This is a genomic window from Yaniella halotolerans DSM 15476, assembly GCF_000420805.1.
Classification (GTDB): domain Bacteria; phylum Actinomycetota; class Actinomycetes; order Actinomycetales; family Micrococcaceae; genus Yaniella; species Yaniella halotolerans.
In genome coordinates, this window is the sequence record NZ_ATVQ01000001.1 from 1 (window position 1) to 24,055 (window position 24,055).

Below are 24,055 nucleotides of genomic sequence, written 5' to 3' on the forward strand. Positions count from 1 at the left end.
CGCTATACAATTTTCAACAAAAACCTTCATGTCACAGCGCTTCACGTCTCCGATCCGCCCTGGGCACGAGAGATAACTATACACACCCCAAACCAAAACGCAAAATCGGCGGGCTCATTTGGAACTGTCGTCTAGTTCCGCATGAATCCGCCGATTTTGGTGGCAATTCTATTCAATTTGTGCCGATTGGGCCGTTTTTAGAGACCTAGATCTCAATTTTCGTTTGGAATCAGGTTGATAAAGCCGAGATTTTTGCGTCCGCGTCGTACAACAAAGTATTTTCCGTGCAGAGCATCCGCCTTCGTGAAGACCTGTTCAGGATCTTGAATTTTGACGTTGTTCAAGTATGCGCCGCCATCGCCTACGGTGCGACGTGCAGAGGACTTCGATTTCTCGAGACCGGTAGCAACCAACAGATCGATGATGGTCATCGCATTGCCTAGGTCAGTTTGCTCAGCCATCGGGAGTTCAGAACCTGCTGCGTACAATGTTGCCTCGTCAATTGATTCAAGCTCGCCGCGACCAAACAGCGCAGCCGAGGCATCGATAGCCCGTTGGGTCTGGTCTTCCCCGTGTACCAATGACGTAACTTCCCATGCCAAACGACGCTGCGCTTCGCGACGGAAGGGTTCATCTGCGACTTTCTGTTCGTATTCTGCGATTTTTGCGCGACCAAGAAAAGTAAATACCTTCAGTCGCTCTACCACGTCCGCATCCGCTGTATTGAGCCAGAATTGATAGAAGGTGTATGGGGAGCACATGTCCGGATTCAACCAGATAGCGTTGCCCTCAGATTTACCAAACTTGGTTCCGTCTGCGTTCGTAATCAACGGCGTACCAATAGCATGTACATGTTCGCCTTCTACCTTGCGCACGAGTTCGGTACCCGACGTGAGGTTGCCCCATTGATCCGAACCGCCTGTTTGTAAGGTGACGTTATGTCGCCGGTACAACTCCATAAAATCCATACCCTGCAGCACCTGGTAGGAAAATTCGGTGTAGGAGATTCCTTCATCAGAATCTAACCGTGAGGCCACAATTTCTTTTCGGATCATAGTCCCGACCCGGAAGTGCTTACCGATATCTCGCAGAAAATCGAGAGCTGACAATCCACCGGTCCAATCCAGGTTATTCACCATGGTGGCACCGTTGTCGCCTTCAAAGGATAGATAGTGCTCGATCTGTGTTCTCAGTGAGTCGACCCAACCTTCGACGGTGTCACGAGTATTGAGACTACGTTCATTCGTTTGACGTGGGTCCCCGATCAGTCCGGTTGCACCACCGACCAATGCGACCGGGTAGTGACCTGCCAATTGCAGTCTGCGCAGCACCAAAAGTTGCACGAGGTGTCCAAGATGCAGAGATGCGGCCGTCGGGTCGAAGCCACAATAATAGTTTATTGGGTCCCCCGATAGGGCTTCCTCGAGTTTGGCTTCATCAGTCGAGACCTGAATAAGGCCACGCCATTGCAATTCCTGCCAGATATTCTCGAACGAAGGATCATTTGTTTGTCGGCTCAAAAACTCTTCATTGTTCACGCTGATCAAACTACCAGTTCTAGTTGTGGCTGAATAAAAAATTGTGTTTATATGTCACGAAGGCCTGCAGGCAGATCTTCGTCTCGGGCGGTCGTGATTATGGCGAGGCTCTGAGTTGCTCGTGTCATCGCCACATAGAGGTCACCGACCGAACCATTCGCTGATGCAACCACATGTTGTGGTTCAGAGATAATCACTACGTCATACTCCAGACCTTTTGCTTGTTGTGGGGTCACCAGCGCTAAGTCACGTTGACGACGTCGTCCTGCTCCCGTCCAGACTCTTCCCGGATAGGCGCTCTCAAGCTGCCGGTACACATCTACGTATTGGTCAGCCGTTACGATAATGCCTACGAGCCCACCGTGGTGCCGTTCCAACTGTGATTGCACGACATGCAGAAGTGTATCGCCAACATCTTCGTCGGTGGTTCGAATAAGTTCTGGGTCGAAGTCTCCCAAACGCAGCGCTTTCGGCCTTGTCACTGGGCGGCCAGCATGAGTTGCTACACGCGTCGCAACATCGGTGATTCGTTCTGGAGTGCGGTAGTTTACGGTCAGTTCAGAAAGTCTCCAGTTCTGCCCTGCAAACGGTTCGAGTACAGTCGTCCAGTCTGCACTAGCGTCGGCCCAGGAAGCCTGAGCAAGATCACCAACAATGGTGAAGGAACGCAAGGGTGAGCGACGAAACAGCATCCGCCACTGCATATACGTCAATTCTTGGGCTTCATCAACGATGATATGACCATATGTCCACGTGCGGTCAGCTTTCGCTCGGTCGGCCACCGAGGCCCAAGTGGTTTCAGGCTCTTGGGCTGCTGCAAGCATCTCAGCTGTAACGATGCCGTCGACGCCGATGTCTTCTAGCGCATTGTACATATTGTCTAACGCTGCTTCTGCGGTATCGACATTGCGTTGGTTCAGGGACTGTTCCGCTTCGGCAGTGTCCGCTACGAGTTCCCCTAATAATTCCGCTGCTTCATCGATCAACGGGACATCAGCATCGGTAAATGGTGTCCCGTCTTCTCTGAGCAATGTCAGGATTTCACTCGTACTGAGCATCGGGGCCGCATCAACCAGATACTTCGGTTGGGATAGCAGGTCGTTGACAACCCCGGTGGGTGTCAACGGTTTCCAACACATATTCAATAACCGGCGGACGTCGCGAGACTGCCGGATTTCTTGATGCAGATACGTCCTATCAGCCTTATTTACGAGGCCGTCTTCACGCTTCGGGCTCACAATATCGCGCAGCTGGTCATATAACGTCCGCACCATATGGTCGACGAAGACTTCTCGTGCTTGGTTGTGTGGTCGTTCAGATTTCCGAGCATGTCCTATTGCTCTACGGATTTGTACAGGACGCACTCTTAGATCGATGCCGTCGACATGCACCCAGGTGGTTTCCGGGATGGAGCGTTGACGGAGACTTACAGCGTTCGCAAGGACTTCGGTCATCAAGGCACGACCTTTGATTTCTGCTGCACTGCGGTCATGTCCTGGAACGACTTCAATCCCCGGATACAGGTTACCGACCGAGCTCATCACAACCCCGGTCTCCCCTAACGAGGGCAGGACCTGGTCAATGTAGTTCATGAATGCTTCGGACGGGCCAACGAGGAGAACGCCATTTTTCGCGAGTCGTTCGCGATGGGTATAGAGCAGGTATGCGGCACGGTGGAGAGCAACTGCTGTTTTCCCCGTACCTGGTCCTCCTTGAACGACGAGCACGCCACGCATTTCGTCACGAATAATCTCATCTTGTTCGCGTTGGATCGTGGCGACGATATCGCCCATGACTCCGGTACGAGGTGCACTTACAGCAGACAACAATGTCTGAGAGGCCTCCCCTGGATGCGAACTATTGAGTACATCGTCTTCGAACGACTCAACTTCGCGCCCGGTCATCATAATGTGACGACGCCGAGCTACCCCTTGTGCGTTGGCGGCGGTAGCTTGATAAAACGGTGCAGCTTCCGGTGCGCGCCAATCGACCAGAAGGCGAGTTCGCTCATCATCTGATAAACCAATCCGACCGATATGACGGTGACTTTCCTGCTCGGTGTCCAGACGCCCGAACACCAACCGGTCATCTACAGCATTCAATTGGTTGATACGGTCTTGGTAAAGACTCGCGAACGAATCACGCTCTGACTGGTTCTGAAACGAACCCTGCAGTCCTTGAGCTTGGATACGCTTGAGTTGTTCTTGTTTTTCGTCCCGTAGTCCGTCTAAACGTTCATAGAGCTTGGCAACATACCTACGCTCTATTGCCAGTTCTTGTTCATACCAGGACGTGGTGTCGGTTGACCCTTGTTGGTCGGTCACCAAGGCTCCTTTACTGCTAGCGCCGTAGCACCAGCACTCAGCTAACTTCGACCACTTAGTCTAGTGGTCATTCAGCGCAGTCCGGTAGGATTTGAGGCTGCAAAATCACGCATTTCATTCAGCTGTCGCTTAAATTCTGCCAACTGCTCCTGGACCGCCTCTGGTCCCGTACCACCCTGAGATGATCTCGAGTTGAGTGAGCCCTCGGTGCTCAGCACAGCACGTACTGCTGGGGTCAGATGCTCCGATATACCGGCATATTCCTCGTCGGTCAGATCCCAGAGTTCAACACCGCGGGATTCGGCTACCTGAACTGCTTCGCCGGCTAACTCATGCGCAACTCGGAACGGGACACCTTGACGTACGAGCCACTCTGCAATGTCTGTAGCCAGGGCAAATCCCTCTGGCGCAAGTTCAGCCATCCGTTCTGTATTGAATTTCAGAGTGGCAATTTGACCAGCGAATGCGGGCAACAATAGTTCGAGTGTGTCCGCAGCGTCGAATACTGGCTCTTTGTCCTCTTGCAAGTCACGGTTATATGCCAGCGGTAGCGCCTTGAGAGTGGTCATAAGACCGGTGAAATCGCCGATGAGCCGGCCTGATTTACCTCGGGCCAATTCGGCGACGTCTGGGTTTTTCTTCTGGGGCATGATTGACGATCCTGTTGAGTAGGCATCGTGCAGGGTCACGAAGTTGACCTCTTTGGTAGCCCAGAAGATGATTTCTTCTGAAATACGGGACAGGTTGACGCCGATCATCGACGCAATCCACGCGAATTCCGCAAAGACGTCACGAGAGGCGGTGCCATCAATGGAGTTCCACACCGCATAATCAAAGCCGAGATCATGTGCCACGGGCAACGGGTCAAGGCCGAGGGACGATCCTGCAAGTGCTCCGGAACCATACGGGCTCACAGCGGCGCGGCGATCCCAGTCGACAAACCGCTGGAGGTCTCGGAGAAAGGCCCAACCATGGGCTAATAGGTGGTGGGATAGCAACACGGGTTGCGCATGCTGCAGGTGCGTGCGTCCAGGCATCGGGGCGTACGGATGCGCTTCAGCTTGGGCAATAAGCGCGTCGACGACTTCAACAAGTAAGCCGGCAACAGTTCGTGCATGATCACGCAGGAACATCCGACCCATCGTAGCGATCTGATCATTACGCGACCGCCCCGCTCGGAGTTTGCCGCCAAGGTTCTCTCCGGCGCGTTCGAGTAGCCCACGTTCCAAAGAACCGTGAACGTCTTCGTCGGATGCTGCCGCAACGTATGTTCCATCGAGCACATCGTTTTCGAGTTGCTCGAGAGCCGCAATCATATCGGTCAGCTCAGCATCAGTGAGCAGACCAGAACGGTTGAGGACACGCGCATGGGCCCGAGATCCCGCAATATCGTAGCGAGCCAGTCGCCAATCGAAATCAGTAGATTTGCTCAGGGCCGCTAGGGACTCTGCAGGACCATCTGAGAATCTGCCACCCCAAAGTGACCCCTCGTTCGTACCATGCGGTTGACTATCAGTCATGTGTTGTTCCCTCTTCGTCTGCGGTCAGTCCTTACTTCAAAACTATCAAATATCCCTCAAGCAAATTGACTCCGAACGCTGAGAATACGAAATACCACCCTTGCGGCTTCTTATGGGATCTAGTTGGCGACGCCATGAATCACGATACTCGTCCAATCGCCTCATACAACGTCCATCTTTGGCACGGTGGACCACGTGATGGCCTTGAAATCATTTAGTGGCCGAAAATTGTCTAAACTGCATACATGACTGATAACGAACCAGAACTGTCAGACGATCAGATTGAATTCCTCAATTCGTTGTATGACTTCGCCCGTGAAGGGAAAGTACAAGCCTTGTCGTCGGCTATTGATCAGGGTATACCGGTGAATCTCACGAACCATAACGGGGATACTTTTTTGATTTTGGCAGCCTACCGTGAGCAGGCTGCTGTAGTGAATGCACTCATCGAGCGTCATGCCGATGTCAACGCATTGAATAGCCGTGGACAGTCAGCGTTGACGAGTGCAATCTTTATGCAAAACGAAGAGATATCGACAGCCCTGCTCAACGCGGGGGCAGATCCTGATCACGGACCGCAGTCGGCTCGAGCGACAATTACCGCAATGGGTTTAGACAAAATGGGCGAGTTCTTAACTGCCTATGAAAATCACCCGGTGACAGATCCACCCGAACAACATCAATAAGCAATACGTGGGGTGTGCAGCATTTCTCGCCTCGCATTTCACATCACATCTGAGGAGCTTTTTTGACTAGAACGATGACGCGACCAACCCGATGGCTTTCGTTAACAGGACTCGGAGTCGTCTCTGCTTGGACGCTCGCTGCTTGCAGTGGCGGTGCCCCAGACCTGACAGAGATTTCTGAATCGGCACAACAGTCCATGGAAGAAGCTGAGTCTCTGACCTATACCCTGTCTGATCCAGACGGTGTCCATGCGAACGACCTGAGTGCCATGGAGTTTTCTGGCCAGACGGATCAAGCAAACTTCGCGATCAAAGCGAACACAACGGATATGGACATGGAAATCTTGGTCGTTGATCAACAATCTACGTTTATCCGAATGACGTTCACCGATGAAGATATGCAGGCAATGTTTGACGCCGAGGGTATCGAAGAAGGTCAGTGGATCAAGACTCCAGAGTCTGAAGTAGCTGATATTGAACAATTTACCGATGAATTCGAAGGGCTTTCAGACCGGACATTTGCTCTCACAGAGGGCCTGACGGAAGAAGACTTGGAAGCAGTAGAAGTCGAGGAAACTGAACTGGAAGACCAGGCTGTCTATAAATATACTGTTCCAGCCACCGGCGAGACAGAAACCGAGCTCTATCCAGGCGCGGACACTGTTGCCTTCTATTTCTCACAAGATTCATCTGAATTAGTTCAAGTCGAGGCCAGTGCAGGCGAAAGCACTGCAACCCACACGTACGGTGACTACGATTCAGTAGAACCAATTGAGGCGCCGCCTGAAGATGAGATCGCCGACCTGGACTGGGAATTCTAACCTCGGGCCCAGTTCACACTACATAACTATCACAAAGCGCTCGGATAGTAGTATCTAGCCGAGCGCTTTGTCGTTTGTCTTTAGGAACGCGGGTCTTGTTCCGCATAGCTAATAAACTCCGAGGCGGCTTCAGGGCCCCCGTCTGCCAGTCGGGTCACTACCATAATTGAGTCGTCACCTGCGATACTGCCCAAAACGCTCGGCAACCTGGCATGATCAATTGCCGAGGCTAAAAACTGGGCTGCTCCCGGTGGTGTACGAAGCACTGCAATATTGCCGGATCCTTCAGCAGACAACAGCAAATCTCTGCACAATGCGGAAAGACGCGCTCCTGTAGCTTCCGAACCTTGGGCACCCGAAACTGCTGTGCTATCAATGCCTTCGGCTGGGACGTGGTACACGGTAAGACCCGAATCAGTGCGTATTCTCGTAGCTCCGATGTCAACTAAATCACGAGAGAGCGTACCCTGCGTGACCGAAACGCCACGTCGCTGAAGCGCATCTGCTAATTCTGCTTGCGAACGGATGTGTTCGATGCTGAGCACAGTCCGAATTTCGTGTTGTCGAGCGACCTTGGTCAACGGAGTGGTCATGACTACTGCACTTGGCCTCGAGAGGCTTCTGCCAGCGGCAGGATCAATTCTTCTGGAATCTCCGCCAAACCGGATGCATACAGCAACCATGCGATAAGAGCTTTCTGCGCATGAAGCCGGTTTTCGGCCTCATCAAAAACTCGCGATTGTGGTCCGTCAATGACTTCGGATGAGACTTCATACTCTCGATATGCAGGTAAGCAATGCAAAAATATGGCGTTATCTGCAGCTTGGGCGATTGCCTCGCTATCCACTGAGTACGCTTCAAATAACTTCAACCGCTGTTCAGTTTCGTCTTCTTGTCCCATGGAGATCCATGTATCAGTGACGACAACGTCAGCGGCTTCCAGAGCCTGCGATGCATCGGTTGTCACCGTAATGGAGCCGCCGGTTTCTTGTGCGCGAGCTTGGGCTGCTGCAACGATAGCTTCATCTGGTAAATAGCCTTCAGGTCCGGCGATCCGTACATGCATCCCGGCGGTAGCTCCACCGAGAAGATAGGAATTGGCCATATTGTTGGCAGCGTCGCCGAGATACGTCATGACGAGTCCCTGGGTCGAACCGCGGTGTTCTCGCACAGTTTGCAAATCGGCGAGCACCTGGCACGGATGGTAATCATCCGTGAGCGCGTTCACCACAGGGATGGCTGAGTTCTCAGCGAGCTCGTTGATCCCCGACTGCGCATAGGTACGCCAGATGACGACAGACACCATACGCTCAAAAACCTTGGCCGAATCGTAGATGGATTCTTTATGCCCGAGCTGGGATTCGCCAGGGTTGATAATCAGTGGGTTCCCACCAAGTTCGGTAAGACCCGCCGCAAACGAAATTCTCGTCCGCGTTGAGGTCTTGTCGAACATGACGATCCCGGTCTGTGGTCCAGCCAGCGGTTTGAAGGAATAGCGCTGTCTCTTCATCATCTCTGCGAGATCGAGAACTTCAGATTGCTCAGCCGGGGTGAGGTCGGTATCGACCAGAAAGTGGCGTGGTGTTGTTGGCATGGTGCCGCTCCTTATGCTGTGGTCTACGAATTCGCTTCGGCTACAGTTTCAGCGATGATATTTGGCAGATCCGTCAGCAGCGGGTCGACCTGGTCTTTGGTGATGATCAGCGGTGGTGCTAGACGAAGCGTTAGTTCCCCGGTGGCATTGATGATGTAGCCGTACTCGAGAGCCTTAGCCACAATTTTCGGTGCGAGCCCTTTTTCGGGAAGCTTCTGTCCTTGGGCGAGCAAAGCATCTGTATCGAGTTCGATGCCCTGCCACAAACCATAAGCTCGTACAGCTTTGACCCCTGGCAGCTCTCTGAGCTGTTGAGCAAGGTAACTTCCGACATCGCGGACATTGTCTAAAATTTGTTCAGCTTCGATGGTATCGAGTACTGCCAAAGCAGTTGCGGTTGCCATTGGGTTACCACCAAACGTGGTCCCGTGTTGGCCTGCGGTAAAGAGTTCGGAGACGGCACGGCCAAAGGTGACCATCGCGCCGATCGGCATGCCACCGCCCAAGCCCTTGGCTAACGTCATTGCGTCAGGGATGACAGGTTCTGCTGTGCCAGTCAGCTCGGTGTTTTGAAACCCGAACCATGTACCAGTGCGTCCGATGCCCGATTGAATTTCATCAAAAATAAGCAATGCGCCGTGATCGTTACACGCTTGACGCACCTGTGCGAGATACCCCGCAGGGAAGTTCTGCACACCGGCTTCGCCCTGTACTGGTTCAATCACGACTGCCGCGACGGTGTCGTCGAGCTCAGCCTGCAACGCAGTAAGATCTCCGGCTGGCACGAATGTCACCCCACCCGGCAGCGGTTCAAATGGTTCACGGTACTGTTGCTTCCAAGTCAAGGCGAGTGCACCCATGGTGCGGCCATGGAAGGCGTTCTCCAACGCGATGATTTTGGTTCTTTTACCACCGGTAGAGTGTCCGTACCGTCGTGCTAATTTGAACGCCGCCTCGTTGGCTTCGGTTCCGGAATTCGCAAAGAAACATGCTCCGTCATTGGCACCAGCAAGCGTGATGAGGCGTTCAGCCAGTGAAACTTGCGGTAGTGAAGTGAACAGGTTCGAGATATGACCGAGGGTTTGAGCCTGTTCTGTTAGTGCCTGGACCAGCGCGGGATGGGCGTGGCCCAAGGCATTCACCGCGATCCCCGCAAGAAAGTCTGTGTACTGTTTGCCATCGGCGTCCCAAACATAGACACCTTCGCCTTTTACAAGGGCGCGAGCTGGGGTACCGAACATGTTGGTCATGGTCCGCTGGTAACGGTCCAATACATTTTGTGACAAGTGGGCTCCTATGGTGTGACTTGGGTGCCGACACCGGCGGTTGTAAAGATTTCTAGCAGCATGGAGTGCGGTTGACGGCCGTCGACGATGTGCGCTTGTGGCACACCGGATTCAACCGCTGATAAGCAGGCACGCATTTTGGGGATCATGCCTGACTCGAGGTCTCCGAGCATGTCGCGAAGTTCGTCAGCACTGATCGAAGTGATCAGGGATGCCGGATCCGGCCAGTTTCCGTAGAGACCTTCGACATCGGTCAGTACCACGAGTTTGGCCGCCCCAAGCGCACCGGCAAGCTCTGCAGCAGCCGTATCAGCGTTGACGTTGAGGACTTGACCCGTAGGCTGGCCGGTCTCTGCGTCAAACTCCGGCGCTACAGACGAAACGACCGGGATGCGTCCGTTGTCGATCAAGTCGGTTATAGCTTCGGCGTTGACTTTGACGACATCGCCAACCAGTCCTAGATCAATAATCTCACCATTAACGACATGTTCGGTGCGGTGGGCAACAAACAGATCGGCGTCTTCACCCGACATGCCAACGGCATACGTGCCGTGGGAGTTGATCAAACCCACAAGTTGGCGGCCAACCTGTCCGGTTAAGACCATGCGAACCACTTCCATGGTTTCTTCAGTAGTGACTCGAAGTCCGCCGCGAAATTCAGATTGAATTTCGAGTTTGTCTAACATGGCGTTGATTTGGGGGCCTCCCCCGTGGACGACCACGGGATGGATGCCGCAGTGGTGCAGAAATACCATGTCTTTCACAAATGCTTCGCGAAGCTCGTCGGAGACCATAGCGTTACCGCCGTATTTAATAACCATGGTTGTGCCGGCAAACTTTTGAACCCACGGTAGGGCTTCGATGAGAACGGCTGCCTTTTCGGCAGCTTTGGACATATCACGAGGTGTTGTAGTCATGTGGCTCTTCTATGAGGAGTATTCGGCGTTTTCGCGAATATAGTCATATGACAGATCATTGGTCCAGACTGTCACGTCGTGCTCGCCGGCTTTCAGATAGATGTCGACGGTGACTTCACGATTATCAAAGTTCACCAAATTCCGATCTTCACCGATTCCAGCGTTCTGGCACACCAAGACGTCGTTGACTGCGACATCAATGGTAGTGGGATCAAATGCAGCGTCCGTGGTGCCGACGGCTGAGATAATACGTCCCCAGTTGGGATCTTTACCGAACATTGCGGTCTTGAACAGATTTGAACGCGTCACGGTCCGAGCTACGTCTTCGCCCTCTTGTTCTGTTGCAGCACCGTGGACTGTCACGGCAATGTCCCTGGTTGATCCTTCGGCATCTCCAATAATCTGTCGGGCCAGTGAAGCACACACTTCGCGAATGAGTTCTTGGAGCTCATGGGTATCTGGTGTCACGCCCGAAGCCCCCGAAGCCATGAGAATGACCGTGTCGTTGGTCGACATGCAACCATCTGAATCGGCACGGTTGAACGTGGTTCGCACCGCTTCGGCTAGCAGCTCTTGGGCATCTGTGCCTTCGACGACCGCGTCGGTGGTGACAACCGCCAGCATGGTTGCCATGCCCGGTGCAATCATCCCCGCCCCCTTAGTCATGCCGCCAACAAGATAGCCGGTGCCGTTGGCCGAAGCGACTTTATGCACGGTGTCGGTGGTCATGATGGCTTTGGCAGCACTCTCGGATCCGTCAGCACTGAGTACATCGGCAGCGAGTTTGATGCCCGAGGTCACGTTATCCATGGGTAAGCGCTCACCGATCAGACCGGTGGAGCATACCAACACATCATCTGCAGCAAGCTTTAACGCTGCTGCGGTCTGTTCGGCCATGACCGCAGCGTCTTGGTCGCCAGGTGTACCGGTACACGCATTTGCGCCGCCAGAATTCAGTATGACCGCACGAGCTTGTCCGTTGTGAATGGCGGACTGGGACCATCGAACGGGTGCGGCAGCAATCCGGTTGGTTGTAAACACCCCCGCCGCATCAAACCGCGGACCGTGGTTCACAACGAGAGCTACATCAAGCCCGCCGGAGTCTTTAATTCCTGCGGCAACTCCCGAGGCTGAAAAACCTGCTGGTTGGGTAATACTCACGGGGCTACTCCTTGTGCGGTGAGTCCTGTTCCTTCTGGGTATCCAAGGGCGACGTTCATGGATTGGATCGCTCCTCCGGCGGTACCTTTGGTCAAGTTGTCGACGGCAACGACCACGACGACACGTCCCGAGGATTCATCAACCGCCAGCTGCATGACGACGTGGTTCGAGCCCAGCACGGATTTCGTGGATGGCCACTGACCTTCAGGAAGCAGGTGGACGAACTGTTCATCCCGGTAGGCTTTGTCCCAAGCAGCACGGATTTCAGGAACGGATACGCCGCGTTTAAACTTCGCGGTCGCAGTGGTTAAAATGCCTCTCGGCATTGGTGCCAGCGTTGGCGTAAACGAGAGGCTGACCTCTTCACCAGCGGCCCAGGACAGGCCTTGAATGATCTCTGGAGTGTGCCGATGCACGCCGCCAACACCATAAGGGCTCATATTCCCCATGGCTTCGGAACCGATTAAGTGGGGCTTCAAGGACTTACCTGCACCAGAAGTACCTGATGCTGCAACAATGACCACATCCTCGGCTTCTAACACCCCGGCGTCAAAACCCGGTGCTAGACCAAGCAATGAGCCGGTGGGATAGCATCCCGGAACGGCAATGCGTCTAGCACCTACGAGCTTCTCACGACGTCCTGGCAGTTCTGGCAATCCGTAAGGCCAGGTTCCTGCGTGCGGTGAACCATAAAACTTCTCCCACATTGGGGTCGATTCCAGACGGTGATCTGCGCCAGCATCGATAACCAGCGTATCGTCAGAAAGTTCAGCGGCGATATCTGCAGACGCACCGTGCGGCAGCGCCAGGAACACAACGTCGTGCCCGCGCAGCACTTCGACTTCGGTGGGTTCAAGCACTCGATCAGCGAGTGCGTGTAGATGGGGCTGAAGTCCCCCGAGTTTTTGGCCGGCATTGGAATGGGCGGTAATCGAGCCAATCTCTACTTCCGGATGCGAGGACAATAAGCGAAGAACCTCGCCACCGGCATAGCCACTGGCTCCTGAAACAGCTACACGAAGAGTCATGAATCCACCCTAACATTATTTTATGCAGTATCTCTAATAATTATGCAGGAGTGCAGCTCTGGCGATGCACTCCCGTGGAATGTAGCGTAGCAATATGACGCAAACTCCTGTTGAACTTCCTGAAACTATGCACGCCGCCGTTGTAACTGATGCTGGCGGGCCCGAGAAATTCGAGTGGCGCGAGACGCAAGTTCCGACACCACGGTCTGGCCAAGTCTTAGTTGAGACTGCGGCCACCGGGTTAAATTTCATCGAAACGTATCAACGATCTGGTCTCTACGACGTCGAATACCCGTTTATTCCCGGCAGCGAAGCTTCTGGGACCGTTGTGGCCCTGGGCGATGGCGTAGATAACGTCGCGGTCGGTGACCGCGTCGCGACCGCTTCAGCTAGCGCAACGTATGCTGAGTTCTTTGTAGCACCGGCCAATAAACTCCTCCCGGTACCCGATTCAATCGATCTCATCGAAGCAGCGGCCATCCCGCTGCAAGGAATGACTGCTCACTATCTCTGTCGTTCTACCTTTGAGGTTTCGAAGGGCCACAATGTCTTTCTCACGGCGGGCGCCGGTGGTGTCGGACAGTTATTGACTCAGATGTGCAAACATTTGGGTGCGAATGTTTACACAGTGGTCTCAACGGACGAGAAACGTAAACTTGCACTAGCGGCCGGCGCTGATGACGTGTTTGATTACGATTCCTTTGGCAGCAAGTTGCAAGAAGTCACCGACGGCGTGGGTGTTGACGTTGCTTTTGACGCCGTCGGTGCTGACACATTTGATACGACGTTATCGTCGGTGCGCGTTCGCGGCATGGCTGTTCTCTTTGGGGCAGCATCTGGGCCGGTTCCCCCGTTGGACCTGCAACGGCTCAATGCTGAAGGAGCGCTTTTCACAACTCGTCCGTCTCTGGCGCACTATACGAGAACCGGTGACGAAGTTTCCTGGCGCGCAGGAGAAATTTTCGGTTGGCTTTCGGAGGGGGCGCTGAAACTGAGCGTGGACCAACGATTTGATCTCTCCGACGCTGCTAATGCCCACCGTGCGTTAGAGTCTCGCGAGACCACCGGTAAAACCGTTCTCATTCCATAACGCCTAACACGATCCGGTTAAATGTCTGGCCCCGTTGGGAAAACTTCCAACGGGGCCAAACATTTCGTAATGCTTCTTAGAACAGCGACAGCACGGTCGTGCCGAGGAGCCCGACGACAACCAGCAGGGCAATCAGCGTCGTCGCAAACTGCCGCCGTCGACGTCGAGAACGGTCATAGTTGTTTTCCGGCACTGGATCATTCAGTTCCCAAGGTTGTGTCACCGTAGTACTGCTCCGTGTTCTGCTTCCGCTGCGTTGATTGCTGCCAAACGCGCCTCCGAAGCTTCATCCGCTGTCAGAGTACGGTCGGCCGCTCGGAAGCGTAGATTGAACGCCAAGGATTTCTTGTCGTCTGCAATGCCTGTACCGGTATAGACGTCAAAGAGACTGATGCCTTCCAACAGCTCTCCTGCTGCTGACCGCAAGGTTTTCTGCACGTCTGCGGCTACCACGGCAGCATCTACCACCAGTGCGACATCCTGGTACGTGGCAGGATAACTTACGACCGGTGCAGCTTCAACCACATCTGGACCAGCTGCGATGAGGGCATCCAAATCCAGCTCCAGGGCTGCGGTCCGTGCAGGCAAGTCCCACGTGTCAATAAGTTGAGGTAGCAGTTCACCAGCATGGCCGATCACTTCACCGGCAACAACCAGTTCGGCATTGCGTCCGGGGTGAAAGGCTTGGTGTTTACCCTGGCGTACCGTGAGTTCCGCACCAACGACGTCGGCGATGTCTAACGCGGCAGCAATCGGATCTTGCCAGTCGTACCTCCGAGGCGTGTGATCAGGTCCGGGATGTGAGTCATGACCGGCAAAGACTGCGGCTATGCGATGTGGTTGCTCGGGTATCCCCGCCTCGATCTCTGCCAAGACCTCGGCGGTAGGTTTCGCGCCCAAGGGTGGGATGTGCGCAGAACCAATTCGCTCCCCCGGTAGAAAAACCAGCCCGGATTCGTACAGGGCGATATCACGGAAACCGCGTGATACGTTGCGGCGCAAGGTTTCTAACAGACCGGGAAGGATTGTCGTGCGCAACCAACCAAATTCAGACGAGATGGGGTTGGCCAGTTTGACCATGCGTTGTGTTTGCGCTGAGGTTTCGTCTGCCGCACCAAACTTCTGATTCTGTGCAACTGTAACAAACGGGTACGACAGTGTCTCGATCAGCCCTGCGCTGGCCAAAGCGTTGGCCACTTGACGTCGGGACCGCTGACGTTTGGTCAGACCTCGCCCCGGTGGAGGCACCGGCAATGTCGCCGGGATTTTTGAGTATCCCACGAGACGAGCAACTTCTTCCACCAAATCTTCAGCGATCTCTATGTCAAGACGCCAAGACGGTGGAATGACATCGAAAATGGTGGTCCCATCACTGTCGTCGCGTTGCTGTGTTACATAGGCCCCCAACTGGACCAACACATCATTGATCTGCTCTTCGGTGTAGTCGTATCCAACAACTTTAGAAGGATAGTCAGCACGAAGGCGGACCGGTTGTGCAACAGGTGCCTCTCCGATATCTGTTACGCCTGGATTGATGGTACCGCCGGCGAGTTCGACCAGAAGTTCGGCAGCGCGCTGTGCTGCTTTATCCGCGACATGCCAGTCCACTCCACGGGTATTTCGCTTAGAGGCTTCGGAGGGCAACCGATGACGACGTTGGCTTCGTGAAATAGAAATGGGATCGAAATTTGCTGATTCGATGAGAACCGACGTGGTGTCATCGCCAACTTCGGTTGCCAGGCCCCCCATGACACCGGCCATACCGATCGCTCCGGAGTCGTCGGTAATGAGTAAATCCTCGGGATGTAGTGTTCTGGTCTTACCATCCAACGTCTCGAGTGTCTCGTCAGCTGCAGCCCGACGAACTACGATCGGGCCGGTAAGCTTTTCGGCATCGTAAAAGTGCAGTGGTTGGCCTAGTTCCAGCATCACATAGTTCGAGATGTCCACCGGTAAGCTCAACGGCCGGATTCCAGCCAAACGCAGACGGGAGACCATCCACTGCGGTGTGAGCGCCGTTGGGTCAACGTTATCGACCCGCCGTGCCACGAACCGCGAAGCTCCAGGAGCCCCATGGATAGGCGCCTGATCTTCAACCCGGACGGGCCATCCGTCCTCGTTAGGTACAGGTACGTTGACAGCAGCCGCTGGATCGGTGAATTCGGTGCCGGTAGCCAGTCCGTATTCACGGGCGACTCCACGCATTGACAGCACATAACCGCGGTCTGGAGTGACGTTAATCTCCGCTGCTTCATCATCAAGGTGCAACAGCGCGCGTACGTCAGTACCTATTTCTGGGTCGAGTCCCCATTCGGAAAGAACTACAATTCCAGCGTGGCCTTCACCCAGACCGAGTTCGGCTTCCGAAGCAATCATTCCAGCGGAAGTGTGCCCGTAAGTCTTTCGTACAGAGATCGCAAAGTTCCCGGGTAGGATCGCCCCGGGCAGCGCAACAATGACCTTGTCGCCGACCTCAAAATTATGCGCGCCGCACACTACACCTTGAACACCTGAGGGTTCAATGCCTTTGCCTTCAAGTTCCTGTGGGGCACCATCAGGGACGACCTGAACGTGTGTCCAGTTAATAGTTTTTCCGTTGGAGTGCTCTTCAGGCACCTTTTCTAGCACTTTGCCCACGACAATGGGGCCGGTCAGTTCGAAACCGTGAACATCTTCTTCTTCTAAACCAACGGTGACCAAGTCCGCCATGAGATCTTCAGCGGTGGCATCGGTTGGAAGTTGCGTGTATTCGCGCAACCAAGATAACGGGATACGCATGGTGGGACTATATCTCCATTCCAAATTGCGACGAGAAACGTACGTCGCCTTCAATCATGTCGTGCATATCGGTTACACCGTTGCGGAACATCAGGGTTCGTTCTACACCCATACCAAACGCGAAACCTGAGTATACATTCGGGTCAATTCCTGCTGCGCGCAGTACTTGCGGATGCACCATACCGCAGCCTCCCCATTCAACCCACTGTGGGCCGCCTTTGGCATTGGGGTACCAAACATCGAGTTCAGCCGAGGGTTCTGTAAACGGGAAAAAGTTTGGCCGCAACCGTATGGCTGCTTCGGAACCGAACATCGACGTTGCGAAGTATTCCAACGTGCCGCGCAAATCGGCCATGGTCAGGCCTTTATCAACCGCTAGTCCTTCGAACTGATGGAAGACCGGCGTGTGGGTGGCATCGAGTTCATCCGTTCGGAAGGTTTTACCTGGAACAAGAATGTAGGTGGGCGCACCGCGCTCCAACATCGCACGGATTTGTACCGGAGACGTGTGAGTCCGCAACAACAAATGCCCGTCAGCAGGTTCCACGAAGAAGGTGTCTTGCATCTCTCGAGCTGGGTGGTCTGGCTCAAAGTTCAAAGCATCAAAGTTGTACCACTCGGATTCCAACTCGGGGCCCTCTGCAATTTCCCAACCCATCCCGATGAAGATATCGGAGGCACGTTCCTGCAAGAGCTCCAGCGGATGGCGTGCGCCATGTCGACGTCGACGCACGACGGTGGTGACATCGACGGTCTCTTCCACGAGCATGCGGGCTTCGTACTCCGCCTGCAGTTGCTCTTCTCGGGCTGCGAGCGCTGTGTTCATCTTGCCGCGGGCTTGGCCCATGCGCTTACCGGCGTCGGCTTTTTCTGCTTTATCGAGCTTACCGATCAACCGGTTCGCAAGCGTCAATGGTGCATTGTCACCGGTATGGGAGATTCGTGCTGCTTTGAGCTCATCCAGATTACTGGCTTGCTCAAAGGCCGCGATAGCCGCTTCTACAGCCTGATTTACGGCCGTTTCGTCGGCCGGTGAAACCTCCGGTGGGAGGTTCGAAGTATCGGTCATATGGTTACACGCCTTTAGTTCTCAAACCAAATGTTCACTCGTGGGGCCGAAACAATGATGTTTCGACCCCAATTAGTCTAAGACGTGAAGTCAACAACTCCGAAGTATTGCCGTCGTGCGTCACGCAGCCCGCCCACCAGCGAACTACTGCTGGGAACTCAGTGCGAAGCAGTTTCGGTCATCGGACTACGATAATCATCGATAACTCCACCTTGCTCCAGCAGCGACACTGATGTTTCTCGCATTTCTACTTTCCGCACTTTGCCTGTGACAGTGGTAGGGAAATCCTCAACAACATAGACGTAGCGCGGGATTTTATATTTCGCTAGCGATCCCACGGAAAACTCGCGCAACCCCTCGGCTGTTAGCTGTGGTGCGCCTTTACGCAATTGCACCCATGCCATGAGTTCCTCACCGTAGCGTTCATCAGGAACACCGATAACCTGGGCGTCCAAAATATCCGGATGAGTATAGAGGAACTCTTCGATCTCCCGTGGATAAATATTCTCACCTCCACGAATGACCATGTCCTTCATACGGCCTGTCACCTGCACGTAGCCACGTTCATCCATCTGAGCGACGTCACCGGTGCGCATCCACCCGTCTTCACCAAGGGCCTCATCAGTCTGGTCTTGCTGGTTCCAGTAGCCCTGCATGACGAGGTAACCGCGGGTGCACAACTCACCGGCAGTATTGATCGGCTGGGTTTGCCCGGTAGCCGGATCAACGATTTTGATCTCGGCATGTGGACTCGGTCTGCCCACCGTTGAGACACGGAGCTTCAGGTCATCGTCGGGACGAGTCTGCATGGAGACAGGTGAGGTTTCTGTCATGCCGTAGCATATGGTCACCTCGTCCATATTCATGGTGTCAATGACCTTACGCATCACCTCGTCGGGGCACGGTGAACCAGCCATAATGCCGGTCCGCAGAGACGATAAGTCGAAGTCGGCCAAGTGGTCTAACGCCAGTTCTGCGATAAACATTGTTGGCACCCCGTAAAGCGAGGTGCACTGATATTTTTCAACGGTCGCCAACGTCTGTTCGGCATTAAAACTTTGTGCCGGAAGAACCATTGCAGCACCGTGAGTGGTTGCCGCAAGATTTCCCATGACCATCCCGAAGCAATGGTAATACGGCACAGGAATGCAAATTCGGTCCTGATCGGTATAGCGGTTGATCTCACCGACGAAGAAACCGTTATTCAGAATGTTGCGATGCGACAGTGTGGCACCTTTCGGGAACCCTGTGGTACCCGAGGTGTATTGAATGTTGATGGGGTCGGTGTTGCTCAGCGTCGATTGAATCGCGTCCAGCGCCGCGTCGTCGGGTTCTACGTCAAAGACTTCGTCCCAGGAGGCGTCATTCATGATAATCACCCGGTCCAACGCGCCCAGCTCGTCTTCCGCACGCTGAATGAGCTTGGGATAGTTCGAGGTTGGCACTGCCTCTGATGCAATGAGGGTGGTTATACCGGCTTGTTGCAACACGTAGTTCAGTTCATGCTGCCGATAGGCTGGATTAATGTTCACCATGATGGCGCCCAATTCTGCGGTCGCATATTGGACCATTGCCCACTCCCACCGGTTTAGGGCCCAGATACCAACACGCTCTCCTGTGACGACTCCAGCTCGGTGCAAGCCGGTTGCAAGACTCCGCACGTCGCGATAAAACTCTTGATAGTTCCATTGGCGGGCCGCGGCTGCATCAATGAGCGCGATGTTGTTGGGATATTGAGCCGCAGTTTTCGCAAGATTGGCGGAAATCGTGTCCTCGATCAAAGGAACATCGGTGGGACCTGCGGCATAGGAGTACGTCAGTTGTTCTGTCATAACCATTTTTCCTCGGGAACTGATTGTTTCGACCATCAATCTAACAAACCGTGAACTACGTCACCAGGTCATCTGATCGAAGGACTACTCAGGTGCTGCGTAGATGGACTCCATGGCCATCTGCGGCAACATTTTTTTGAGGTATGCGAGGAAATTGCCGGTCTGCTGACGCTTTGCCAATCCCCTGAAAGAATGGCCCGTCGAGTTGATCAAGCCGAACAATGCATGCGCTCGCACGAGTCGCTGCTCTGTAGTCTCACTTGGATGAATGTCACGCATGGCTCGAACCCAGATATCAATGTACTCACGCTGAGTGCGCCGAATCTCGCGCTGCTGTCGAGCCTCCACGGCCGCCAGATCCCGGTCTTGCACTCGAATAACGTCGGGCGAGGTTAAAGCAAAATCTGTCTGTAACTCAACCAGTTGCTGCAGCCGCTCATACGTGTCAGTGCACTCCGCTTCGATCACCTTTCCCGCCTGCAGCAGGTTATAGCCCGCCTGCCCGATGAGCGCGCCAAGCATATGCTGCTTCGATTCGAAGTGCCGATATATAGCTTGACCCGTCACCCCGACTTCAGCTCCAATTTCGTCGAGCGAGACGGCGGCAAATCCTCGCTGCGAGAAGAGCCGTCCCGCAGCAGCCAGGAGCTGCCCCCGGCGCTTTTCCTTTTCGAGTTGGCGCTGGGTTTTCGTCCCGCCGCCCTCTGTGTTCATCTCAGTACTAGACAAATGCAATCTCCATTCACTATTCTGAATTTCAGTTAGTCTCCATAAACTGAAACTTCCACTGCATCCATTCTGTCAGGAGAAGAATGCAACAGCTGATTACACAGGTTGATGCCAACTCCGAGCAATATCAAGCAAACTTTACCCATCACAGCCAACTGCGCCAACAACTGCGCGACCGCATGGCTGAGGTTGCTAAAGGCGGTTCGGAACGTGCTCGTCAACGCCATCTAGATCGGGGACGCTTACTGCCCCGCGAGCGCGTTCATCGCGTACTTGACCCGGGTTCCCCGTTCTTAGAGATTGGCTCATTAGCAGCCTTCGGGATGTATGACGACGATGCCCCCGGAGCCGGGCTTATCGCCGGGATCGGGCTAGTCCAGGGTCGCTACGTCATGATCGTGTGCAACGATTCGACAGTTAAAGGTGGCACATACTATCCAATGACGGTCAAAAAGCACCTCCGTGCACAAGAGGTCGCCATGGATAACCGTCTCCCATGCTTGTACCTTGTGGACTCGGGCGGCGCATTTCTACCACGGCAGGATGAGGTTTTTCCTGATCGAGAGCACTTCGGACGCATCTTTTATAACCAGTCACAACTGTCATCACGTGGTATTCCACAAATCGCAGCGGTACTTGGGTCTTCTACAGCCGGTGGCGCATATGTTCCGGCAATGAGCGACGAATCCGTCATTGTCAGGAACCAAGGCACGATTTTCCTGGGTGGCCCCCCGTTGGTAAAGGCGGCCACCGGAGAAGTCGTGACTTCGGAAGCACTCGGCGGCGCTGAGGTGCATACGGGGACGTCCGGTGTGGCAGATCATATTGCAGAAAACGACGACCATGCCCTGCAGATCGTTCGCAATATTGTCGCTACGCTGCCGGAAACCCCTGACCGAATCTGGAGCAAGCTTGAAGCTGTAGAACCTGCTCACGATCCAGGCGAGATCTGCGGAGTTGTTCCAACCGATCAGCAAACCTCGTTTGACGTCCGCGAAATCATTTCACGCATCATTGACGCTGATACGTTTCATGAGTTCAAAGAGAATTACGGCACGACGCTTGTCACGGGTTTTGCCCGCATCGATGGACACCCGGTGGGCATCATCGCCAACAACGGCATCCTGTTTTCGGAATCTTCTCTCAAAGGCGCACATTTTATTGAACTCGCCGATCAGCGAGGGATTCCGCTCTTGTTCCTGCAGAATATTTCAGGCTTTATGGTTGGTAAAGACTATGAGGCTGGCGGCATTGCGAAGAACGGCGCCAAGATGGTGACCGCTGTATCCACCACTCGAGTACCAAAAATCACCGTGGTCATTGGTGGCTCCTTCGGTGCCGGCAACTACTCCATGTGTGGACGTGCATATTCACCACGATTCCTTTTCATGTGGCCCAATGCCCGGATCTCCGTCATGGGCCCCGAACAGGCAGCCGGGGTCTTGGCCACTGTAAAGCGAGACCAGTATGAGGCCGCCGGCGAAGAGTGGTCTGACGAGGACGAAGTTGCCTTCAAACAACCAATTTTGGACCAATACAATGCTCAGGGCGACGCTTACTATTCCACTGCGCGGCTCTGGGACGACGGCATCATCGATCCAGAAGATACTCGTCGTGTAGTGGCCATGGCACTCGATGTTTGCGCCCGCGCCCCAATGGCTGACCCCCAATTTGGTCTATTCCGGATGTGATTGATATGCAGCTATTTTCTAAAGTCCTCATTGCAAATCGTGGCGAAATCGCTATTCGCATTGCCAAAACACTCCATGACCTAGGTATTCGATCGGTGGCTGTCTATTCAGAGGCTGATCAGGATGCAGCCCACGTGCGGTTCGCGCACCAGGCTGTATTGCTCGGTGAGACATCTGCGGATTCCTACCTCAATCCCCATGCGGTGGTACAAGCTGCGGTTGAAACCGGTGCCGAGGCGATTCACCCGGGCTATGGTTTCATCTCTGAAAACGTGGAGCTCGCACGGGCTTGTCAACAAGCCGGCATCACATTCATCGGGCCCAATGAACATGCCCTTGAAGTCATGGGCGACAAAATTCGGTCCAAGAATCATGTCGCCGAGGCCGGTGTGCCGATGGTAGAGGGGGTTTCTGAACCCGGACTCAGCGATGCAGAACTCATCGATGCCACCCGACATATGACCTTCCCGATGCTCATCAAGCCATCTGCCGGCGGCGGCGGCAAAGGTATGCACGTCGTCGAATCACACAGTGAACTCGCGGGGCAGTTGGAAACCGCACGCCGTGTTGCCAAGGCAGCCTTTGGCGACGATACGCTGCTGATTGAACAACTCGTCCGCGCGCCGCGTCATATCGAAGTACAGGTGTTAGCAGACACCCACGGTAATGTCATTCATCTGGGCGAACGCGAGTGCTCATTGCAGCGTCGTCACCAAAAAATTATCGAAGAAGCCCCTTCAGTACTACTGACCCCCGAAACGCGGAACCGCATTGGAGAAGCTGCCGTAGAAACGGCAAAGTCCGTGAACTATGTGGGTGCCGGAACCGTAGAATTTCTGGTGTCCGATACAGAACCCGACAAGTTCTATTTCATGGAAATGAACACCCGGTTGCAGGTTGAACACCCCGTTACCGAAGAAACCACCGGCATCGATCTGGTAGAACAGCAGATTCGGATTGCCGCTGGAGAAGTTCTATCCGTGGAACAACATGATGTGATTTCACAGGGGCACTCCGTTGAAGCTCGTGTCTACGCGGAAACCCCGGCAGCCGGATTCATGCCCTCTACCGGAACAGTGCTACATCTAACTGAACCTACCGGCGCCGGTATACGCGTCGACTCTGGGCTTCGGGTCGGTTCGGAAATTGGCATTGAGTTCGACCCGATGGTGGCCAAAGTCATCGCGACTGGCCGCAACCGAGCAGAAGCGTTAGCACGGTTGGATCAAGCCTTAGATGAGATGACCATTCTGGGGGTCAATACCAACCTCGAATACCTCCAGCACCTCATCAGAGATCCAAATGTCGTCGCAGGCGAGATGGACACAACACTGGTAGAGCAACGGCTTCCCAACATGGAGTTTGATGATCCCGCACCACAACATGCTCACATGGCAGCACACCTGGTGCATATCAATACGCAAGCGCCCACATCCGCGTGGTCCAATGACGGATTTAGAATCACTGGTTCCGTCTCCCCCGCCTACCAAGTTCACACCGACGAGGAAGAAAGCCAAGTCTTTCAGATATCACTTGACGCCGATACCCATTTGGTCCCCGCTGAAAAACAACATGAATTCATCTATCACGATGAAGCTGGCGCACAGCTAGTCACACTGATCGCAGAAGCGCGAAAGCCTACCGGCACACGCGTTTGGGTGGATTCCAATACCTTCACCGGTGTGGTGACGGTACTTGATCACCGAGCCCAGGTACTCCACACGCTGGCCAGCCTCGAAGCCGAAGAACGTGGCGTCGACCCACAGGTCCGAGCACCACTCCCAGGCACCGTGACGGCGATACATGTGCCTGACGGAAGTCATGTCAGTGCAGGCCAAACGGTTGTCACGATTGAAGCAATGAAAATGGAGCATCCGCTCAAAGCCCCGCTGAATGGCACCGTGACAATTCACGTTACCGATGCGCAACAAGTCAGATTAGATCAGAATATTCTAACGGTCACCGCAGACAATACCGAAGACGGCGAGTAG

19 protein-coding genes are annotated in these 24,055 nt (G+C 54.2%); 5 read left to right on the forward strand and 14 right to left on the reverse strand.

The window, feature by feature from the left end; genetic code table 11:
- Positions 1 to 212: 212 nt before the first annotated feature.
- From tyrS to argH, 3 genes are all read right to left on the reverse strand, one after another.
- A complete protein-coding gene (tyrS, locus tag G583_RS0100005) occupies positions 213 to 1,544 on the reverse strand; it encodes a tyrosine--tRNA ligase (RefSeq protein ID WP_029629101.1) in 1,332 nt (443 codons plus the stop codon).
- Positions 1,545 to 1,585: 41 nt separating this feature from the next.
- On the reverse strand, positions 1,586 to 3,862 hold the full coding sequence (locus G583_RS0100010; RefSeq protein ID WP_022869137.1) for a HelD family protein: 2,277 nt from the start codon (positions 3,860 to 3,862) through the stop codon (positions 1,586 to 1,588).
- 71 nt (positions 3,863 to 3,933) lie between these two features.
- A complete protein-coding gene (argH, locus tag G583_RS0100015; protein ID WP_022869138.1) occupies positions 3,934 to 5,382 on the reverse strand; it encodes an argininosuccinate lyase in 1,449 nt (482 codons plus the stop codon).
- A 245-nt stretch (positions 5,383 to 5,627) separates the two neighbouring features.
- On the opposite strand from argH, the gene G583_RS0100020 reads away from it, so the two are divergent.
- Together G583_RS0100020 and G583_RS0100025 are read left to right on the forward strand one after the other, a co-directional pair.
- Positions 5,628 to 6,068 carry an ankyrin repeat domain-containing protein gene (locus G583_RS0100020; RefSeq protein ID WP_022869139.1) on the forward strand — a complete coding sequence of 147 codons (441 nt, stop codon included), beginning with the start codon at positions 5,628 to 5,630 and terminating at the stop codon, positions 6,066 to 6,068.
- 74 nt (positions 6,069 to 6,142) lie between these two features.
- Positions 6,143 to 6,889: a hypothetical protein gene (locus G583_RS0100025; protein ID WP_022869140.1), complete on the forward strand. Its 747-nt coding sequence runs from the start codon at positions 6,143 to 6,145 to the stop codon at positions 6,887 to 6,889.
- A gap of 80 nt (positions 6,890 to 6,969) precedes the next feature.
- Here G583_RS0100025 and G583_RS0100030 read toward each other — a convergent pair whose 3' ends face one another.
- From G583_RS0100030 to argC, 6 genes are read right to left on the reverse strand one after another with little or no spacing between them, the layout of a single operon-like run.
- Positions 6,970 to 7,482 carry an arginine repressor gene (locus G583_RS0100030; RefSeq protein ID WP_022869141.1) on the reverse strand — a complete coding sequence of 171 codons (513 nt, stop codon included), beginning with the start codon at positions 7,480 to 7,482 and terminating at the stop codon, positions 6,970 to 6,972.
- A gap of 2 nt (positions 7,483 to 7,484) precedes the next feature.
- Entirely contained in the window at positions 7,485 to 8,483 is a 999-nt protein-coding gene (gene argF / locus G583_RS0100035; RefSeq protein ID WP_022869142.1) for an ornithine carbamoyltransferase, read from the reverse strand.
- Between the two features lie 23 nt (positions 8,484 to 8,506).
- On the reverse strand, positions 8,507 to 9,769 hold the full coding sequence (locus G583_RS0100040; protein ID WP_022869143.1) for an acetylornithine transaminase: 1,263 nt from the start codon (positions 9,767 to 9,769) through the stop codon (positions 8,507 to 8,509).
- 8 nt (positions 9,770 to 9,777) lie between these two features.
- Positions 9,778 to 10,686, reverse strand: coding sequence for an acetylglutamate kinase (gene argB / locus G583_RS0100045; RefSeq protein ID WP_022869144.1), 909 nt, complete (start codon positions 10,684 to 10,686; stop codon positions 9,778 to 9,780).
- A gap of 9 nt (positions 10,687 to 10,695) precedes the next feature.
- The gene (gene argJ / locus G583_RS0100050; protein WP_022869145.1) at positions 10,696 to 11,847 is read right to left on the reverse strand and encodes a bifunctional glutamate N-acetyltransferase/amino-acid acetyltransferase ArgJ; all 1,152 of its coding nucleotides are present in this window, start codon (positions 11,845 to 11,847) and stop codon (positions 10,696 to 10,698) included.
- On the reverse strand, positions 11,844 to 12,875 hold the full coding sequence (gene argC, locus G583_RS0100055; RefSeq protein WP_022869146.1) for an N-acetyl-gamma-glutamyl-phosphate reductase: 1,032 nt from the start codon (positions 12,873 to 12,875) through the stop codon (positions 11,844 to 11,846). Before argC ends, argJ begins: the two co-directional genes overlap by 4 nt.
- Before the next feature lie 94 nt (positions 12,876 to 12,969).
- Here argC and G583_RS0100060 point away from each other — a divergent pair, with 94 nt between their 5' ends.
- Complete coding sequence (locus tag G583_RS0100060) at positions 12,970 to 13,965, forward strand: quinone oxidoreductase family protein (protein WP_022869147.1); 996 nt, start codon at positions 12,970 to 12,972, stop codon at positions 13,963 to 13,965.
- A 76-nt stretch (positions 13,966 to 14,041) separates the two neighbouring features.
- Here the strand turns inward: G583_RS0100060 and G583_RS16670 are convergent, their stop codons facing one another.
- From G583_RS16670 to G583_RS0100085, 5 genes are all read right to left on the reverse strand, one after another.
- Positions 14,042 to 14,188, reverse strand: a complete 147-nt coding sequence (locus G583_RS16670; protein WP_022869148.1) for a hypothetical protein — start codon at positions 14,186 to 14,188, stop codon at positions 14,042 to 14,044.
- On the reverse strand, positions 14,185 to 16,743 hold the full coding sequence (gene pheT / locus G583_RS0100070; RefSeq protein ID WP_022869149.1) for a phenylalanine--tRNA ligase subunit beta: 2,559 nt from the start codon (positions 16,741 to 16,743) through the stop codon (positions 14,185 to 14,187). The genes G583_RS16670 and pheT overlap by 4 nt, the downstream gene beginning before the upstream one ends.
- A gap of 7 nt (positions 16,744 to 16,750) precedes the next feature.
- Positions 16,751 to 17,812 carry a phenylalanine--tRNA ligase subunit alpha gene (gene pheS / locus G583_RS0100075; protein WP_022869150.1) on the reverse strand — a complete coding sequence of 354 codons (1,062 nt, stop codon included), beginning with the start codon at positions 17,810 to 17,812 and terminating at the stop codon, positions 16,751 to 16,753.
- A gap of 158 nt (positions 17,813 to 17,970) precedes the next feature.
- Positions 17,971 to 19,644, reverse strand: coding sequence for an AMP-binding protein (locus tag G583_RS13250; RefSeq protein ID WP_022869151.1), 1,674 nt, complete (start codon positions 19,642 to 19,644; stop codon positions 17,971 to 17,973).
- Between the two features lie 84 nt (positions 19,645 to 19,728).
- Positions 19,729 to 20,373: a TetR/AcrR family transcriptional regulator gene (locus G583_RS0100085; protein WP_156832021.1), complete on the reverse strand. Its 645-nt coding sequence runs from the start codon at positions 20,371 to 20,373 to the stop codon at positions 19,729 to 19,731.
- A gap of 83 nt (positions 20,374 to 20,456) precedes the next feature.
- Here G583_RS0100085 and G583_RS0100090 point away from each other — a divergent pair, with 83 nt between their 5' ends.
- Positions 20,457 to 22,064 (forward strand): carboxyl transferase domain-containing protein, encoded by a 1,608-nt coding sequence (locus tag G583_RS0100090; protein ID WP_022869153.1) that lies wholly within the window; start codon positions 20,457 to 20,459, stop codon positions 22,062 to 22,064.
- 5 nt (positions 22,065 to 22,069) lie between these two features.
- A complete protein-coding gene (locus G583_RS0100095) occupies positions 22,070 to 24,055 on the forward strand; it encodes an ATP-binding protein (protein ID WP_022869154.1) in 1,986 nt (661 codons plus the stop codon).